Genomic DNA, 17067 nt, shown 5'->3' with positions numbered 1-17067 from the left:
GCTTTCGCGGCCCTTTTTTATCAGTTCGGCTGTGGAACGGCAGTCCCGGTCGAAAGCTCTGTCAGACCGATATCACCTTCTACCTGATCGCTGCGGGCCATCAGGTAGAGGCCGAGCACAGAGGTCAGAACCGCGATGAACACCAGATACCAGGCATGTGCCATCGGGTTAACCGCCAGAAGCGAGGTTACGATCACCGGCGTCAGTCCACCAAAGACCGCATAGGAAATATTGTAGGAAAACGAGAGGCCCGAGAAGCGAACGGGTGCCGGGAATGCGCGCACCATCACATAAGGGACCGCGCCAACCATGCCCACCGAAAGACCCATCACCGCATAAAGCGCGAACAGAACAGGCAGGGAAACCGCCGCATAGGTGTAGAACACGAAAGTTGCAACACCGAAGAAAATGCCTGCAACCGCAAAGAAGCGGCCACTGCCAATGCGATCAACAATCGCGCCTGCGCTCACCGTTCCGAACATCAGAAACAGCGTGCCGAAGCTTGTGGCGGCAAGCGACTGCAAAGGCGTGTAACCATAAAGCTTCTGCAGGAAGGTCGCAGTCATCAATGTGGTGACGACGATGCCAGCCGACAGAATCCATGTCAGCAGCACGGAAATGATAACGCCATGCATGTGGTTGCGAAGAACAGTGCCGAGCGGCAGCTTGTCCTTAAGAAGATGGCTGTTCTTCATCTCGGTGAAGATCGGCGTTTCAGCCAACCAGCGGCGCAGGTAAACGGCGAACAGGCCGAAAACACCACCGATGAAGAACGGAATGCGCCATGCGTAACCGGCGAGTTCTTCCGGCGTGAAAATCCAGTTGATGGCGGTCGCAATCAGCGAGCCGATCATGATGCCGAGCGTCAGGCCCGAGCACAGGAAACCACACGCCATGCCAACACGATTGGCGGGAACATGCTCCGCCACAAAGGTCCATGCACCGGGGACTTCACCACCGATGGCAGCGCCCTGCAACATGCGGAAGATGATCAGCAGGATCGGCGCGCCAACACCAAGCGTTGCATAGGTTGGCAGGCAAGCCATGGCCAATGTCGAGATCGACATCAGAAACACCGAGAAAGCGAAGACGCGCTTGCGGCCAAACTTGTCGCCAAAATGCGCCAGCACGATGCCGCCAATCGGGCGCACCAGATAGCCGGCTGCGAAAATGCCAAAAGTCTGGATCAGCACCAGCCAGTCCGGCATATCCGGCGGAAAAAACAGATGTCCGATAACGCTCGCGAAAAATACAAAGATGATGAAATCATAAAACTCCAGCGCGCCGCCCAATGCCGAAAGGCCAAGGGTGCGGAAATCCTGCCGGTTTAGCGGTCGGGGATTGATGCTTGTAGGGGAGTTTGTCGATGCCATCGATTCGTTCTCTTCTGATCGGGTATCCTGATATGAAGCCCTGTTTAAGGGCTTCGGTTTAATGCGCCAATTGTGCCTTCGCTGCAAGGCTTGACTTTAAGCCAACAAAACTTATTTTAGAACTATTCTAAACTATGGATTTGAGAAATGCTCAGCCGGTTCTTCAATAATGGTCGCCGCCCCTTTGATTCACTCTCCGAACAGGAGATTCTAGCGCTCGCAATTTCGTCCGAGGAAGACGATGCGCGCATCTATCTTGCTTATGCGGATGGGCTGCGCGACGAGTTCCCGCAATCGGCGAAAATCTTCGAGCAGATGGCCGCAGAAGAGCATGAACATCGCGATGCATTGATTGAGCGGCACCGCGCACGCTTTGGCGACCGCATCCCGCTTATTCGTCGCGAACATGTCAGCGGCTATTACGAACGCAAGCCGGACTGGCTGGTACGCCCGCTTGGCATCGACAAGGTGCGCGATGCAGCAGCGCAAATGGAAGAGCAGGCCTACCGCTTTTACATTGAGGCCGCAAAACGTGTGACAGATGCACAGACCCGCAAGCTTCTGGGCGACCTGGCACAGCAGGAAAAAAAGCACGAGGCCAAGGCTGAGTCGCTTGAGAACGAACTGACGCCGAATAATGTGCAGGACGACGAGCGTGCGGCCGAACGCAAACAATTCATCCTGACCTATGTGCAGCCGGGTCTCGCGGGATTGATGGACGGTTCCGTTTCCACCCTCGCACCAATCTTCGCGGCAGCTTTCGCCACTCAGGATACATGGCAGACGTTCCTCGTCGGCCTTTCAGCCTCGGTCGGTGCGGGTATTTCGATGGGTTTCACGGAAGCCGTGCATGATGATGGCAAGCTTTCAGGCCGTGGTTCACCGATCAAGCGCGGCATTTCCTGTGGCGTGATGACGACACTGGGCGGCCTTGGCCACACCCTGCCCTATCTCATCAAGGATTTCTGGACCGCAACGAGCATCGCTGCAATCCTGGTTTTCTTCGAGCTCTGGGCCATCGCCTTCATCCAGAACCGCTATATGGAAACGCCGTTCTTCCGCGCAGCCCTTCAGGTTGTCTTCGGCGGCGCGCTTGTTCTGGCAGCAGGCATATTGATTGGTAGCGCTTAAACCCGTACCTCGTCACGAGGCTGAGAAACCGGGCCTTCAAAGACATCAATCGCAATGCGGCCCTGCCGGGAAACGGTGACAAAACTGTTTGCCGGCACAGCCATCCAGTTGGCAGCCTCACCGTCAAGCGGCTCGGATACAACACAGATGCCGGATACACTGCCCAGCGTCGCCGTATAAAGCGTCGGCGCAAAGGCATCGGTAGCATAACGGATTGCATAAAGCTGATTGCCATCCGAAAAAGCAGCCGTCAGCCGCAAGAATGGTGGCACCCCGGCGCGCACGGCCTCTTCCACGATTGTCCCGACCATGCGCTTCATGGCTAGAACCGGATCACTTTCGAGACCAAATTCCAGCATCAACAGAAAGATCAGCTCAGAATCCGTTGCGCCATGCTTCTGAACATAAATCTCATCGCTCAGATGGCTTTCAAGCCTGCGGCGCAACCGGTCAAAATCCCCGATCTGCCCATTATGCATGAAGCTCCAGCGCCCCGAGACAAACGGATGACAGTTGGAACGACTTGTCAGCCCACCTGTTGAGGCGCGGACATGCGCAAGAAAAAGGCGCGACCGGATTTGCCGTGCAAGGCTGCGTAAATTCTGATCGGACCAGGCGGGCAAAATATCCCGATAAAGCCCCGGCTCGCTTCGGTTGCCATACCAGGCGACGCCGAAACCATCGCCATTGGTACGCGTTTTCGCTTCATGCGCGTCGTGGCTTTGCGCCACGAGCGAATGACATGGAGACGATATGATGTCTTCCAGATAGGTTTCAGGTCCGAGATAGGCGGCCCAACGACACATTTTCGATCCGGTGTTTACCGGCCCCGGTTATGAGTCCGCTCATAAAGCTGGCGAACGATTGTGCTCGCAGTCTTCTCGAACAAAAATGGCAAAATTGCATGAATGAGTGCGGCGAAGGCTGCACAAAAAAGCTTGAATGAAAAGCGACCAGCAAAGGCCATATGCTGAAAATAGGTTTCGTCAACTGACTCTGGATGTTCAGTAAAGAGGCGTGTGATGCGAGTGGTCATTGGAAATACTCCCGTCAATGAGCAATTCGTTCCCTTTTGTCCGGTGCTCTAAAGCGCCTTACTAGAAAATCATTCTAGCAAAAGCAGACGAGATGAAATCTCAATTTATCCTTGATAATTGACATTTTATGAGACAATCATCCCAATATGAAACTCACTTTAGACGAAATTGACCGCAAAATCTTGGATGAATTGCAGATTGACGGCACTCTGTCCGTTGATTCTCTCTCCGAGCGCGTGCATCTTTCCCGCAATGCCTGCTGGCGACGGGTCAAGCGCATGGAAGACGCGGGGATCATCAAGGCGCGTGTCGCTCTGATTGATGCCGAGATGGCTGGTTGCGGCCTATCCGTCTTCATTCTGGTTCGCACATCGAGCCACGACCCCGATTGGCTTGGCAAGTTTCGCAGCGCCATGGCACGCTTTCCGGAAATCGTCGGCGTCTACCGCATGACCGGCGATCTCGACTATGTGCTCAAAGCGCGCGTTTCCGACGTCAAAGCCTATGACCGCCTCTATCAGCGATTGATTGCCAGTGTACCCTTATCGGATGTATCAGCGTCTTTCGTCATGGAGGAGATCAAGGAAACGACAGCCGTGCCGCTCGATACGATTTGAGTGCTGCGCGACCGTCACGCAACAGCAAGGACATCCAAATGAGCCGGTTTCACAATAAGCGCATTCTGATCACAGGCGGAACGAGCGGCATGGGCCTGGCGGGTGCCCGCCGGATCATTGCTGAAGGCGGTCATGTTGTTCTGACCGGTATGAACAACGAACGAATTCACTCAGTCCGTCAGACGCTCGGTGAGAAGGCTGAAGTCATTCGCAATGACGCTGCCGATCCTGATGCAGCAAACAGTCTCGCTGAAGCGGTGAAAGCCATTGGTCCGCTTGATGGGCTTTGGCTGAATGCAGCCTTTGCTTCGCTGGGAGCGCCTGAAGACATCACGGCTGCGGATTTCGATGCCATGATGGCAACCAATGTTCGCGGGCCAATGCTCCAACTGGCCAGCCTTTCGCCATATCTCAATCAGGGCAGCTCGGTCGTCGTCACATCGTCCAGCTCAACCTATGAAGGCGCTGCAGCCACCAGTCTTTACGCTGCAACCAAAGGCGCGGTCATTGCCATGACACGCTCCTGGGCGTCCGCGCTCGCACCCCGTGGCATCAGGGCCAACGTCATCGTTCCCGGACCAATAGAAACGAATTTCCGGCATTTTCTGCCCGATGAGGCGCGAAGCGGATTTGAACGTTTTGTCGTCGATCAGGTGCCGCTCGGGCGTGCAGGTACGGCTGATGAAGCAGCAGCCGTGGCTCTTTTCCTGCTTTCTGATGACGCATCCTATGTTACCGGCAGTCAGTATGCTGTGGATGGCGGGCTCATTAAATACTGATCCATCAGCAAAAAGCATGATCCTGTGCCGCACTATCATTGCAAAACTGAAAATAGGCGGTACACCTTTCATGTGTTTTCACGTATGAGCGTCGCCAATTTAACTTCACGTAGGAAAGGCCCCCTCATGACAGCACCAACGCTCGGCATCATTCGCCTTGAACATGCGGAAGGCCTTGAACTCCCCGCTTACGAAACTTCCGGTTCGGCTGGCATGGATCTTCGAGCCGCCGTCGCCGAAGACCGCCAGATCGTACTTCTGCCGGGTCGCCGCACTCTGGTGCCAACCGGTCTCATCTTTGAAATCCCGGAAGGCTATGAAGTGCAGATCCGCCCTCGTTCGGGCTTGGCTTTCAAGAACGGCATCACCTGCCTCAACACGCCGGGCACAATCGATTCTGATTATCGTGGCGAAGTGAAGGTACTGCTCATCAACCTGAGTGACGACGATTTCCGCATCGAACGCGGTATGCGCATTGCACAGGCCGTCTTCGCGCCAGTCGTCCAGCCAAAGATCGAAGAGCGCTCACAGGTCAGCGAAACCGCACGCGGCGCTGGCGGCTTCGGTTCAACCGGCACAGCCTGATTAGGCAATCCAACCATTATGATAAAAAGCCGGAACCTCGTTCCGGCTTTTTTATATGCACTCTCTAAAGCGCCATTTTTAACAGTGCCCAAGCCTATGACCATTAGGCGCATGACAAATAATTAAGATGAATTCCTGAGTTGGTCGGCATAGATATCCGCAGAACACTATTTTTTATAATGAATTCTCAGGGGTTTCAGGGTGCTTAGATCCACCGATTCACAGGCCACGGGTCCAAAGACGACCGCATCAGGTAAACGCGCATCGCGTGGGCGTAACCGCTTGTGGGTCTGGCTGCCGATAGCGGCCATTGCCTTGGGCGCGGGCTGGTATTTCCTGAGTGGGCGGGAAGCCGGCAGCCAGAAAAGCACCTATCTGGCTGAAACCGTTGAACGCGGCAACATCGAAAACTCGATCACCGCAGTCGGCACGCTGAGCGCGCTGCGCAGCATCAATGTTGGCGCGCAGGTCTCGGGACAGCTGAAAAGCGTCAAAGTTGAGATCGGCGACGAGGTCAAGCAGGGCGATCTGATTGCCGAAATCGACCCGTCACCCTTTGAAAAGAAGGTCGAGATTGCCAGTGCACAGCTCGATAATCTCAAGGCACAGCTTCTGAGCAAGCAGGCGCAGCTGACATTGAAAAAGTCCAATGCCGCTCGCCAGCGCTCGCTGCTTGCGACCCGCAACGCATCGCAATCGACCATCGATCAGGCCGATGCCGATCTCGCCATGGCGGAAGCCGATGTGAAAGCCCTGAGCGCGCAAATCCGTCAACAGGAAGCACAGCTCGCCAGCGACAAGGTCGATCTCGGCTACACCAAGATCTACAGCCCGATGGTCGGCACTGTTGTCGATCAGAGCGCCAAGGAAGGCGAAACGCTCAACGCAGTGCAAAGCGCACCGACAGTTGTCACGGTCGCTGACCTCAAGGTAATGACCGTGGAAGCACAGGTTTCGGAAGCCGATATCAGCAAGTTAAAGCCCAATATGCCGGTCTACTTCACATTGCTCGGTCAACCAGACAAGCGCTTCACCGGCACTCTGCGTCAGATCAAACCTACCCCGCAGACCGACAACAACGTCGTTCTCTATTACGCGCTGTTCGACGTTCCGAACCCAACTGGCGAACTCATGATCAATATGAGCGCACAGGTCTATTTTGTTCTCGACCACGCAGACAATGTGCTGATTATTCCAACTGCCGCGCTGAACCAGAAACGCGAAGGTACCGGCAAGCCACAAACGACCGTTCAGGTCGTGGATAAGAGCGGCGCAACCGCAGAACGCGTTGTGGAAATTGGCGTTCGTAATCGCGTGCAGGCAGAGGTTAAAAGCGGCCTTGAAGAAGGCGACAAGGTGGTCGTCACATCCGCATCTGCGACGGCAGGCTCAACTCAGCGCGGCCGCAGACCGGGCGGCATGTTCTTCTGATGAGCAACGCCATGAATGACGCGCCCCTCATCAGATTGCAGGACATACGCAAAACCTATCACAATGGCGATTTAGCCGTTGAGGTGCTGCACGGGATAACGCTCGACATCAGGGCCGGTGAATTCGTCGCCATCAAGGGTGCGTCTGGCTCCGGCAAGTCAACACTGATGAACATTCTGGGCTGTCTGGACAGCCCCAGCGGCGGACAATATCTGCTCGATGGCGAAGACGTATCAACGCTTGATGCAGATGAGTTGGCAGCACTACGCCGCCGCACTTTCGGCTTCGTCTTCCAGAGCTACAATCTGATAGCAACATCGACCGCGCAGGAAAATGTCGAGGTTCCGGCTATCTATGCGGGTATGCCTGCTGCAGAACGCCACGAACGCGCAGCCGAGCTTCTGGGATCGCTGAAACTGGGTGACAGGCTGGACCATCGGCCCAATCAGCTTTCTGGTGGCCAGCAACAGCGCGTCTCGATTGCGCGCGCCTTGATGAATGGCGGACGCATCATTCTCGCCGATGAACCGACCGGCGCGCTCGATAGCCAGAGCGGTGAAGACGTCATGGCGCTTCTGCGTTCCATGCATGAGCAGGGTCATACGATCATCGTCATCACCCATGCGCGCGAAGTTGCGGAACGGGCTGACCGCCTGATTGAAATCCGCGATGGTCAAATCCTGTCCGACACCACGAAGCGTGAAATGCCGGATACTGATGCGCCTAAAACGCTGCAACAGATGACCCAAAGCGGCGCTGCTCATATCGCCGATATTTCTGAAGCGGTCAAAATGGCGATGCGTGCGCTGCGCGCCAATATTTTCCGCACGGTCCTGACACTGCTTGGCATTATCATCGGTGTTAGTTCGGTTGTCACCATGCTTGCAATCGGCACAGGGGCGCAGAACTCCATTTTGGATCGCATCAATGCGATGGGCACCGACCTTGTTCTCATTCGACCGTCGATGCCGGGCTTTCGGGGTTCTGGCTCCGTCGCAACACTTGTCCCGGCTGATGCCGATGCAATCCTGCAATTGCCAAATGTGAAGACAGCCGTCCCGGAAGTGACCGGCAGCGTAACCTTGCGGCGTGGCAATGTTGATTATCAATCGCAGGCCAATGGCACGGTTGCAGCTTTCTCTGAAGCCAAGTCGTGGAAAGTTACAACGGGTGACTTCATCACCGAACATGACATGGAAACCTATGCGCCGGTTGCCGTGCTTGGCTCGACTGTAGTCAAAACCCTGTTCCCTGATGGCTCGAACCCGATCGGCCAATATATCCTGATCCAGAAAATACCGTTTCAGGTGATCGGCACTCTGGAAACAAAAGGAGCAGGTTTCGGCGGTTCCGATCAGGATGACGTGGTTATCGTCCCGCTATCAACCGGCAATCTCCGGCTCTTTGGTCAGAAATATGTCCGCACCATCACGGTTCAGGTCAAAGATCCCGATCTGATCGACACGACGCAGGACCAAATTCAGGAGCTTCTTGACCAGCGTCATAAGCAACGCGACACGATGATAACCAACATGTCGTCCATTCGTGACGATGCGGCAGCCATGGGCAGTACGCTCACACTGTTTCTGGGATCGGTTGCAGCAATATCGCTGCTGGTCGGCGGCATTGGCGTGATGAATATCATGCTTGTAAGCGTAACTGAACGCACCCGCGAAATCGGTGTCCGCATGGCCACAGGCGCGCGCCGGCGCGACATTCTGCTCCAGTTCATTACCGAGGCTCTTACAGTCTCTGCGATTGGCGGTGCGTTTGGCGTAATACTGGGTGTTGGTGCAGCAACCCTCATATCGCTTGCAGGCGTATCGGTAGCCTTCAGCGCGGGTCCTGTATTGCTTGCATTTACCTGTGCGTTCGCGACAGGTCTGGTATTTGGCTTCCTGCCAGCCCGCAAGGCTTCACGGCTGTTACCGGCAGTGGCACTGTCGTCTGAATAAAAACAACTGCATCCGGAACGTAAAAAGCCGGTCTGGACACAGACCGGCTTTTTTATTGAGGGATTGCGTTGCTTACTTGAAAAGCAATGGCAGAGTAATCGGCATACGCGCTTTCGCCATTGCTGCGGGAGGTGCAGGAACCGGAGAGGCGCGACGCGCAGCTTCCAGTGCCATCTGATCCACAGTTGGATCACCCGATGACCCTGCAAGGCGTGCAGACAGCACATTGCCCGACGGATCGATGACGAAAGTAACCTGCACCAGCCCCTTGGAATTTCTGCTCGCCTTACGCTGCAAGAACCGTACATTACGCGCCATATGGGCTTGCAGCTTGGAGGTCCACTTGGCGGAACTCACCCCGGCTGAGGCATTATTCTCACCACGGCGATTGGCTGCAGCCCTGGCGCCGTTATCGGCATCCATACGCGGAGCGCTGGCCTGTCTGGTTTCCTTGGCTTTTTCAGCCTTTTTGGGCTTGGGTTTTTCAACCTTCTGCACCGGCTTAGGCTTTTCAGGCTTAGGCTTTTCAACTTTCTTTTCAGGCTTTGGTTCAGGCTTTTCAATCGGCAGCGGCACGGCCACTTCCGGCTTAGGCGCTTCAACCACATCCGGAACAACTTCTTCAGGTTCCTGAACAGGTTCTGGCTCAGGCTCAGGTTCCGGTTCTTTGATTTCTTCAGGTACCGGCTCAGGCTCGACCTGCTCTTCAGGCTCGGCAGCGGTTTCCTGCTGCGGTGCTTCTGATACCTGCTCTTCCATCGGCGCTTCGGGCTCGGGAGCAAGCTCAATCACCATCGCGGCGATCTGCGCGCCATCCGGCTGGTCTTCGTCCCTGGTCATATGCACGGCATAAGCACCAGCCGCATGAACGCTGAGCACGATAATGCCTGCACCAAGCCAACGCCCTGCATCATGCCAAAAGGAATGATGATGGCTATCAGCCGACGCCACATTCTTTATTGGGGGATGTTCGGGCGGAAGCCTGCTCATTTTACTGTGCTCCCTGCGTCGCTGGAGCTTGTGTAGCGGGCGCTTGCGTAGCGGGAGCCGAACCATCGGGCGTCGTCGCTCCGAGTGTTTCAAGGCCCACCAGCGCAATCTTGAGATAGCCTGCTGCACGCAACAGGTTCATCACACGCATCAACTCGCCATAGCCGACATTTTTGTCAGCGCGCAGGAAGACGCGTGCTTCCTTGTTCTTTTCGGATACGACGTCGAGTTTTGGTCCAAGACCTTCACGAACGACAGTGTCGTTGCCAACGCTGATGCTGAGATCTTCTTTGAGCGTCACATAAATCGGCTTGTCAGGGCGCGGCGCAGGTGTTGCGCTCGATGCAGGCAAGTCCACATTGATGTCAACCGTTGCCAGTGGTGCGGCAACCATGAAGATGATCAGCAGAACCAGCATGACGTCGATAAACGGCGTCACGTTGATTTCATGGTTCAGCTCCAGATCGTCGCCGCCGCCTTCGCGAATTTTGCCAGCCATATTGCTTACTCCGCAGCGTGTAGCTTGCCTTCAGACACACCAGCTGTTCTGAAGTCGAGATCACGGCTTACGAGGCGTTCAACGCCTGCCCCGGCATCAGCCAGCAGCGAGCGATAACCGGTGATGGCGCGGGCAAACACGTTATAGATCACAACAGCCGGGATAGCGGCAACGAGGCCAATAGCTGTTGCCAGCAGCGCCTCAGCGATACCAGGGGCAACAACCGCAAGGTTGGTGGTCTGTGCCTGGCTGATGCCGATGAACGAGTTCATGATGCCCCAAACAGTACCGAACAGACCGACGAAAGGCGCGACCGAGCCGATGGTTGCAAGAACGCCCGTACCTTTGGAAAGGCGGCGGCCAGCCTTGGCTTCAATTCGCGACAGACGCGAAGAAACACGTTCTTTAAGTCCTTCGCCACCGGCGCGAGCCAGAGCAGGACCGGAGAGGCGCACTTCGTCCTCCGCCGCACGCACGAGGATTGCAGCAGGTCCTTTCGCACCTTCAAGCGAGCGAACTGCGTCTGACAGCGTTGCAGAATGTCCGATGATCTTCAAAGCGCGCTTGGCACGGCTGCGTGCGCCAGCCAGTTCGAGCGACTTGGCAACCCAGACGGTCCAGGTTGCAAGCGATGCAAGAGCAAGGCCGATCATGACCGACTTGACCACCCAGTCAGCCGCCATGAACATGCCCCAAGGCGACAGATCGTGTGGCAGTACAAATGCAGGCGCTTCTGCTGCAGGCGCAATTGGCTGCGCTGCTTCAGGCGCTGGCTGCTGTGCGGTGGCTGGTTCAGTCGCAGGCGCCGGATTGGCGGCAGGAGTCTGCGATGCAGGTTCCTGGGCAGCTGGCGCCGGGGTTGCAGGCGCTGTTGGCGCAGGACTGGTCGCAGCCGGATTATTGGTTGCAGGTTCAGACGCGCTTTGCGCAAGTGCAGAACCCGCAAATGCCAGCAGCCCCACGCCCATCGCCGCAGCCGTGAAGCCTTTTCGCCAGAAACCAGTCATTTTGATCGCCTTTTGATTGTTCAGGTCCGAGCGCGCATAACAGATGGTCCATGCAGACCGTTGCGCCGCTTGTTGGGCCTTTTCTTACCTCTCATTAACATGATGATGCAAGTCATGTTTTGAATTTAGTGACAATTTCCCGCAGTCAGGAGCCCAAAATCTAGGTAGAGCACGTAAGAAATACCTATTGCATAAAAACTTCAAATCAGACGTGATATAGATAAGACGGACAGACCTGACATTTCTCGTGAATTGCGCGGGTTTGCGTGAGGCTTGTGGAGGACATGCCAATGATGCTCAAGGATATTCAGGTGCTCGAACATGCAGCACGCACAGCCATGGCAGGCAATGAAGATCCAATGCCTGTGCAGCAGCGCCTGCTCAAGCCAGCGCATTACGGTCTTGCAGTCATCACGATCCTCGGTGCTGCTTACCTGCTCTTCGCTTGATTAAAGCATTTCCAGCAAAAGTGCGAAGCGGTTTTGCGTCGGATAATGCTTAGAAACAAAAAGATAGAGCGGTTTCAATGATTCCTATTAAATGGAACCACTCTCAGTGAGCGCATCTGACGATATTTACCATGACTGATAGAAGGTCGTGCATTGAGTTGCTGTTGCGCCTCTTTGCATGCAACCATTGGGCCTGACCAACGTTATATTGGCTGAACAACAGATGTTGCAGACCAGTGATCGAACAGGAGGCCTGACATGGCGCGCGGAACAACCAATACGCGTAAGATCGAGGAAAAGATCGAAGAAGCACTGACCGATTCGACAACCGAAGACCTTCAGGCTCAGGTCGAACAGCTCAAAGAAGATATCGCAGCCATTGCTGCAACCCTGGCAAATCTCGGCACGCAGACGGTTCGCGACGCCAAGCGCACGGCAAAGGAAACCTATAAAAGCGCATATCATCAGAGCGAAGATGTTGTCGGCGACTTGAAGAACAAAGCGCAGGACGTCGAAGCACAGCTTACTGAAACCATCCGCGAACGCCCGATTGCATCGATAGCGACAGCACTTGGCGTCGGCTATCTTCTTGCGCTCCTCTCGCGCCGCTGATCCGCGCCATGCTGAAACTTCTCGCGCCAGTCGTGACATCCCTTGCCGGTGAAGAGCTGAAGCTCCTCACCGGACGCGCCAAGCGCGCCGCTATTTTCGGTGCGGCAATCGCTGTTTTCGGCCTTATCGCGGTGGTGTTTCTTTGTGTTGCTGCTTTTCTGGCGCTTGCAGAGAATTACGGTGGCCCGATTGCAGCGCTCATTCTGGCGGGCTTGTCGCTGATCCTCGCTCTGCTCATTCTCGCAGTTCTGAAAATTCAGGCTGCAGCTGAGGAGAAGAAGCGCAAACAACGCATCGAAGCAGATAAGTCGGCTTTGATGGCCACTGCAGCCATCGCAACTGTGCCTTCGATTTTGAAACGGCCGATTTTGGCAGTCGCATTACCACTTGCAGGTATTGCTTTGGTTAGTCTGCTTTCAGACAAAAAGAAGCGCAAATAATATCGGACGGCTATGGTCGATAATAGCCATAGCCGTCTTCTTCATTGCTAATCAATTTTACTTTGTTGCGTCGTCGGATTTCACATTTGCGAGGGATGCGAGCCGCACGATGACGCGCGTGCCTGAGCCGTTCTCAGCCAAAGCATAGACCGGCTTTTCGCCAAACTGCATACAGAGCTGCTCGACAACCAGCGTTCCGAGACCCGTCTGTTCCTTAACATCCGCCGTGCTGTTCTTCTGCCAGCCCACGCCGTTATCCTCTACGATCAGCGCAGGAGTTCCGGTATCGTCATCAAGCGTGAAGCTTACGGAAATCTCACCTTCGGAACGACCCTTGAAGGCGTGCTTGACGGCATTGGTTATAAGCTCTCCCAAAATGATGCCGATGGTGGTGACATCTCGCGCCTTCAGATCAAGCGGTGCAAAATCCGTATGGAAGCTGATCTTGCGGTCCTCGCCAATGGCATTGCGAATATCTTCGATAACAGTCTCGAGGAATTCATCGACACGGGTCGATTCCATATCTTCGCCAAGCCTTAGCCTGCGATGCGCCGTCGAAACGGTCTGAACTCGGTCGCGTGCAGCAGACAGCGCAGCGCGTGCTTCTTCACTCTGTGTCTGGCGCAATTGCAGCCCAAGCAGTGACGACACTGTTGCCAGCGAATTGCCGATGCGATGATTGGAATCCTGCAACAAAATCTCGACGCGCTTGCGCTCGTGTTCAGCGATGGCGCGTTCCTGTTCCAGTTCCATCGTCCGTTCTCTCACACGCTCTTCAAGAAGCTCCTTCTCCGAGCGCAACACAGTCTGCCCTTCAATGAGGGCGCGCGCTGTACGCTGAACGCGTGTGAAAAGCAAAAAGCCCAGCATGACAGCCGATATCAGCGCAACGATCGACGCAGCGGTCATCCAGTAGCGCATCCGATCAATATGCGCGTTGCGTTCAGCCAGTTCACGTTCTTCGATATCGATAAACTGGGAAACGGTATCGGAGAGCTGGTCCATGAGGATTTTGCCCTCATCACCCCTCACCTTGTTGATCGCCTCCTGCACCTTACCGGCCTTGGCAAGATTAATCGTTTCACGCACGTCATCATGCGCGCGCTCGACCAGCGCTTTTATCTTTCGAACACGAGCATCCTGTTGTGGATTGTCCTGCGTCAGCGCCGCAAGGTCGGACATGGTCTGATCGATGTTCACGATAGAGCGCTGATACAGTTCAAGATAGGTATCATCGAGCGTCAGAAGATAGCCGCGCCGGCTCATCTCGATGTTATAAGCAATTCTGGTCACGCGTCCGACTTGCTCACGCAGCTCGAAATTCTTCGATATATCAACGACCTGACTGTTAACGCCGGAAGAAAGAAACAGCGTTATCAATGCCGAAAGCAAAACCAGACTGAGCGACACGATAAGAGCAATCGGTCGCCATGACGGCTTAATAACACGGTTTGAAAAGGCTGCTGGCAAAGGTCGGTCCACGATAAATCTAATAGAGCATTTCCTGCTTTGATTGGATCATTGAAAATGCTCGATCCGTTTGTTTTTACGCGCATCTTGCTCCGAAAACCGCGCCGCACTTTTCGGAATGCGCTTTAAGCTTTGGCCTCGCGTTTCAGGCATCCCTATCCGGTCCGCACGTCAACGTTTTGAAGCTGCAAACCAGCGCCAGAGAGCGTGAACGTTCTCTGGCGCTGGTATAGTTAACAAATATTAGCAAAGCGAAATCTTCAAGTCGATAAAGCCTAGAGGCCGTTTTTAGTTCCAACATTTGCTCAGCGCATGAGCCGCAGGAGGCAAATGTTGAAGTCAGACGACGACTGTCAGGCAAAACTTCTCAAAGTTACGCGAGAGGAATCGGCATCCGGACCATAATCGCCATCGCCTTCAATCTTCAAAATCTCTTGCAGACGCGTACGGGCGCGGCTCACACGGCTCTTGATTGTGCCAACAGCACATCCGCAAATCTCTGCAGCTTCCTCATAGGCAAAACCCGATGCGCCAATCAGAATAATGGCTTCGCGCTGGTCATCCGGCAACTGTTCAAGAGCTGCCTTGAAATCCTGCAGATCAAGCGTGCCATATTGGGAAGGATGCACTGCAAGCTGTTCGCTGAAGATACCATCCGTATCTTGCACTTCGCGACCACGCTTACGCATCTGCGTGTAGAATTCATTGCGCAGAATTGTAAACAGCCAAGCCTTCATGTTGGTGCCCAACTCGAAAGAATCCTGCTTGGCCCAGGCTTTCATGATTGTGTCCTGAACGAGATCGTCGGCGCGGTCATGCTTACCGATCAACGATACTGCAAACGCGCGCAAGCTCGGCAAGGACGCGAGCAGTTCGCGCTTGAACTGCGCCAACTCCTCAGCCGACGGAACCAGTGTTCTGCTCACGCATACTCTCCTGTTCAACCTGATCGAGTTTTTCCAGCAAATCCAGAAAACGATCCGGAATGGTCTCGTCCTGTATCGAAGTATAAAGCGCTTTTAGTTTGAGACCCACTTCGCAGTTCGGACCCAAAATGTCCTTCCGGACGCGCCCGTTAAGCCGTAACCCAGCCCCGTTCGCATGAAGGTTTTTCTTTTCAGTCATCTCTAATTAAATCCAGGCATCAAGCCATGTTCCACTGTTACCAAGCCCCTGCTCGACAGCCTAAATGCACCCGATCTCAAAAAGTTCCCTAATTTATCGCATCTGCATGGAACTTTTTTAAATCCGTGGCGTTTTGAGTACCATAATGCCGCGCTCTATAACATTCTCCAGAAACTTTCGGGTTTCAGCGGTGTATGTAGAAAAACAAGAATTGCGGCAGTGAGGAGTCTCAGAATCATGACGTTATCGACGCGTATTGCACCGCACCTTCCCTATCTTCGCCGTTTTTCGCGCGCCCTCACCGGGTCGCAGGCTTCGGGTGATGCATATGTAGCAGCCACATTGGAAGCCCTGATCGCAGATATAAGCATTTTCCCGCAGGCCTCCGCAGACCGGATCGCGCTTTATCGACTTTTCTGCAATCTTTACAAAACGGCCTCTGTTCAAATTCCGGAACCTGCTTCCGAGTTTGCTTGGGAAAAACAGGCAGCGCGCAATCTCTCACATATTGCCCCCTTGCCGCGACAGGCATTTCTCCTCGTCGCAGTCGAAGGTTTCAACGATCGTGAAGCAGCCGAAATTCTCGAACTCGAAGATGGTGAGTTCGGGCGAATTCTTGCAGCAGCTTCCACCGAAATCTCGAAGCAGGTTGCAACCCGCATCATGATTATCGAAGACGAGCCGCTCATCGCGATGGATATCGAGCAGATGGTGGAAAGCCTCGGCCATGAGGTCGTGGGTATTGCACGCACCAAAGATGAAGCGCTTGAGCTTTATCGCAAAGAAAAGCCGCGCATGGTTCTCGCCGACATCCAGCTTGCCGACGGCAGTTCGGGTATCGATGCAGTCAACGAAATTTTGCAGGACGATACCGTTCCCGTGATCTTCATCACGGCCTTCCCCGAACGCCTCCTGACGGGAGAACGACCAGAGCCGACGTTCCTGGTGACGAAGCCATTTAACCCGGACATGGTCAAAGCGCTCATAAGCCAGGCTCTGTTCTTTGAGGAAGCTGCGCAGGTTGCTGCGTAAAGTTTCTGCACATATAGCGACCTTTGTGCTGTAGCCGGTAAGTTAGCCCCCCTGTAAAGATCCGCTCTTTTCAGGGGGATTGGCTTTAAAGCGCATAGCGAAAGACCTGAATTCGCTTTCTCATAGCTGCGCACGAGGCAAATAACCATCCGTTTGAAAAAGCGTGATTTTTTTGGGGGCGGGACCTGTAAATTGTCTATTTCGAGGAACCAAAAGCATAGATCGAACGTTTCTCTTTCAATCAGTGAAGAGGAGATTCAAAATGCTTTATTACGCTCTCGTTTTTCTCGTCGTAGCTCTGGTAGCAGGTGCTCTGGGCTTCGGTGGTATCGCCGGTGCTTCAGCAGGTATCGCTCAGATTCTGTTCTTCGTATTCCTTGCCCTGTTGGTCGTATCTCTGATCGCATCGGCCATCCGCAAGGCGTAATAGACAGAAATCTGCTTACAGGCGGGGGGCGCTATATCGCCTTCCATAAGTCCAAAGAACCATCGCGCCGTTGTATGGCCTCAAACAACGGCGCGATTATTGGTTTTC

The 17067-nt window shown here is 54.4% G+C and carries 19 protein-coding genes and 2 pseudogenes; 11 read left to right on the top strand and 10 right to left on the bottom strand.

Annotated elements, in window-relative coordinates:
- Window positions 1-20 precede the first annotated feature (20 nt).
- The gene (locus ABWV94_RS18975; protein WP_039860153.1) at window positions 21-1373 is read right to left on the bottom strand and encodes an MFS transporter; all 1353 of its coding nucleotides are present in this window, start codon (window positions 1371-1373) and stop codon (window positions 21-23) included.
- Between the two features lie 147 nt (window positions 1374-1520).
- Between ABWV94_RS18975 and mbfA the strand changes: the two genes are divergently transcribed.
- Window positions 1521-2504: an iron exporter MbfA gene (gene mbfA, locus ABWV94_RS18970; RefSeq protein ID WP_113497796.1), complete on the top strand. Its 984-nt coding sequence runs from the start codon at window positions 1521-1523 to the stop codon at window positions 2502-2504.
- On the opposite strand, the gene ABWV94_RS18965 is transcribed toward mbfA, so the two are convergent.
- Both ABWV94_RS18965 and ABWV94_RS18960 read right to left on the bottom strand, forming a co-directional pair.
- Complete coding sequence (locus ABWV94_RS18965) at window positions 2501-3310, bottom strand: class II glutamine amidotransferase (protein ID WP_007876510.1); 810 nt, start codon at window positions 3308-3310, stop codon at window positions 2501-2503. The genes mbfA and ABWV94_RS18965 overlap by 4 nt on opposite strands.
- 14 nt (window positions 3311-3324) lie before the next feature.
- Entirely contained in the window at window positions 3325-3540 is a 216-nt protein-coding gene (locus ABWV94_RS18960; protein ID WP_064321024.1) for a DUF6356 family protein, read from the bottom strand.
- Between the two features lie 147 nt (window positions 3541-3687).
- Between ABWV94_RS18960 and ABWV94_RS18955 the strand changes: the two genes are divergently transcribed.
- The 5 genes from ABWV94_RS18955 (at window position 3688) to ABWV94_RS18935 (ending at window position 8908) form a co-directional block, all read left to right on the top strand.
- The gene (locus ABWV94_RS18955; protein ID WP_007876512.1) at window positions 3688-4158 is read left to right on the top strand and encodes an Lrp/AsnC family transcriptional regulator; all 471 of its coding nucleotides are present in this window, start codon (window positions 3688-3690) and stop codon (window positions 4156-4158) included.
- A gap of 38 nt (window positions 4159-4196) precedes the next feature.
- Window positions 4197-4937, top strand: a complete 741-nt coding sequence (locus ABWV94_RS18950) for an SDR family oxidoreductase (protein WP_007876513.1) — start codon at window positions 4197-4199, stop codon at window positions 4935-4937.
- Window positions 4938-5063: 126 nt separating this feature from the next.
- Window positions 5064-5522, top strand: a complete 459-nt coding sequence (gene dut / locus ABWV94_RS18945) for a dUTP diphosphatase (RefSeq protein ID WP_007876514.1) — start codon at window positions 5064-5066, stop codon at window positions 5520-5522.
- Window positions 5523-5723: 201 nt separating this feature from the next.
- Window positions 5724-6953 (top strand): efflux RND transporter periplasmic adaptor subunit, encoded by a 1230-nt coding sequence (locus tag ABWV94_RS18940; protein WP_064321028.1) that lies wholly within the window; start codon window positions 5724-5726, stop codon window positions 6951-6953.
- Between the two features lie 11 nt (window positions 6954-6964).
- Window positions 6965-8908, top strand: a complete 1944-nt coding sequence (locus ABWV94_RS18935; protein WP_113487121.1) for a MacB family efflux pump subunit — start codon at window positions 6965-6967, stop codon at window positions 8906-8908.
- 72 nt (window positions 8909-8980) lie between these two features.
- Here ABWV94_RS18935 and ABWV94_RS18930 read toward each other — a convergent pair whose 3' ends face one another.
- The 4 genes and pseudogenes from ABWV94_RS18930 to ABWV94_RS23360 all read right to left on the bottom strand — a co-directional run.
- Window positions 8981-9898, bottom strand: coding sequence for an energy transducer TonB family protein (locus tag ABWV94_RS18930; protein ID WP_064321030.1), 918 nt, complete (start codon window positions 9896-9898; stop codon window positions 8981-8983).
- Window position 9899: 1 nt separating this feature from the next.
- A complete protein-coding gene (gene exbD / locus ABWV94_RS18925; RefSeq protein WP_113497792.1) occupies window positions 9900-10397 on the bottom strand; it encodes a TonB system transport protein ExbD in 498 nt (165 codons plus the stop codon).
- 5 nt (window positions 10398-10402) lie between these two features.
- Window positions 10403-11116, bottom strand: a pseudogene (gene exbB, locus ABWV94_RS18920) (tonB-system energizer ExbB); the annotation flags it as partial.
- Between the two features lie 105 nt (window positions 11117-11221).
- Window positions 11222-11404 (bottom strand): annotated as a pseudogene (locus ABWV94_RS23360) (tonB-system energizer ExbB); the annotation flags it as partial.
- A 290-nt stretch (window positions 11405-11694) separates the two neighbouring features.
- Between ABWV94_RS23360 and ABWV94_RS18915 the strand changes: the two are divergent.
- The 3 genes from ABWV94_RS18915 (at window position 11695) to ABWV94_RS18905 (ending at window position 12905) form a co-directional block, all read left to right on the top strand.
- Window positions 11695-11853: a hypothetical protein gene (locus ABWV94_RS18915; protein WP_007876521.1), complete on the top strand. Its 159-nt coding sequence runs from the start codon at window positions 11695-11697 to the stop codon at window positions 11851-11853.
- A gap of 258 nt (window positions 11854-12111) precedes the next feature.
- Window positions 12112-12465, top strand: a complete 354-nt coding sequence (locus tag ABWV94_RS18910; protein ID WP_007876524.1) for an ElaB/YgaM/YqjD family protein — start codon at window positions 12112-12114, stop codon at window positions 12463-12465.
- Between the two features lie 8 nt (window positions 12466-12473).
- Complete coding sequence (locus ABWV94_RS18905; RefSeq protein ID WP_353414918.1) at window positions 12474-12905, top strand: phage holin family protein; 432 nt, start codon at window positions 12474-12476, stop codon at window positions 12903-12905.
- A gap of 57 nt (window positions 12906-12962) precedes the next feature.
- On the opposite strand, the gene ABWV94_RS18900 is transcribed toward ABWV94_RS18905, so the two are convergent.
- From ABWV94_RS18900 to ABWV94_RS18890, 3 genes are all read right to left on the bottom strand, one after another.
- Window positions 12963-14375, bottom strand: coding sequence for a sensor histidine kinase (locus tag ABWV94_RS18900; RefSeq protein WP_113158614.1), 1413 nt, complete (start codon window positions 14373-14375; stop codon window positions 12963-12965).
- 353 nt (window positions 14376-14728) lie between these two features.
- A complete protein-coding gene (locus ABWV94_RS18895) occupies window positions 14729-15301 on the bottom strand; it encodes an RNA polymerase sigma factor (RefSeq protein WP_007876535.1) in 573 nt (190 codons plus the stop codon).
- The gene (locus ABWV94_RS18890) at window positions 15273-15500 is read right to left on the bottom strand and encodes a NepR family anti-sigma factor (protein ID WP_007876536.1); all 228 of its coding nucleotides are present in this window, start codon (window positions 15498-15500) and stop codon (window positions 15273-15275) included. The genes ABWV94_RS18895 and ABWV94_RS18890 overlap by 29 nt, the downstream gene beginning before the upstream one ends.
- A 237-nt stretch (window positions 15501-15737) precedes the next feature.
- Between ABWV94_RS18890 and ABWV94_RS18885 the strand changes: the two genes are divergently transcribed.
- Together ABWV94_RS18885 and ABWV94_RS18880 are read left to right on the top strand one after the other, a co-directional pair.
- Window positions 15738-16532: a response regulator gene (locus tag ABWV94_RS18885; protein WP_007876537.1), complete on the top strand. Its 795-nt coding sequence runs from the start codon at window positions 15738-15740 to the stop codon at window positions 16530-16532.
- Window positions 16533-16794: 262 nt separating this feature from the next.
- Window positions 16795-16959, top strand: a complete 165-nt coding sequence (locus ABWV94_RS18880; RefSeq protein WP_007876538.1) for a DUF1328 domain-containing protein — start codon at window positions 16795-16797, stop codon at window positions 16957-16959.
- Window positions 16960-17067 lie beyond the last annotated feature (108 nt).

The organism is Brucella sp. NBRC 12953 (genome assembly GCF_040369775.1).
GTDB lineage: Bacteria > Pseudomonadota > Alphaproteobacteria > Rhizobiales > Rhizobiaceae > Brucella > Brucella pseudogrignonensis.
This window is presented reverse-complemented; position numbering and strand designations above follow the sequence as displayed.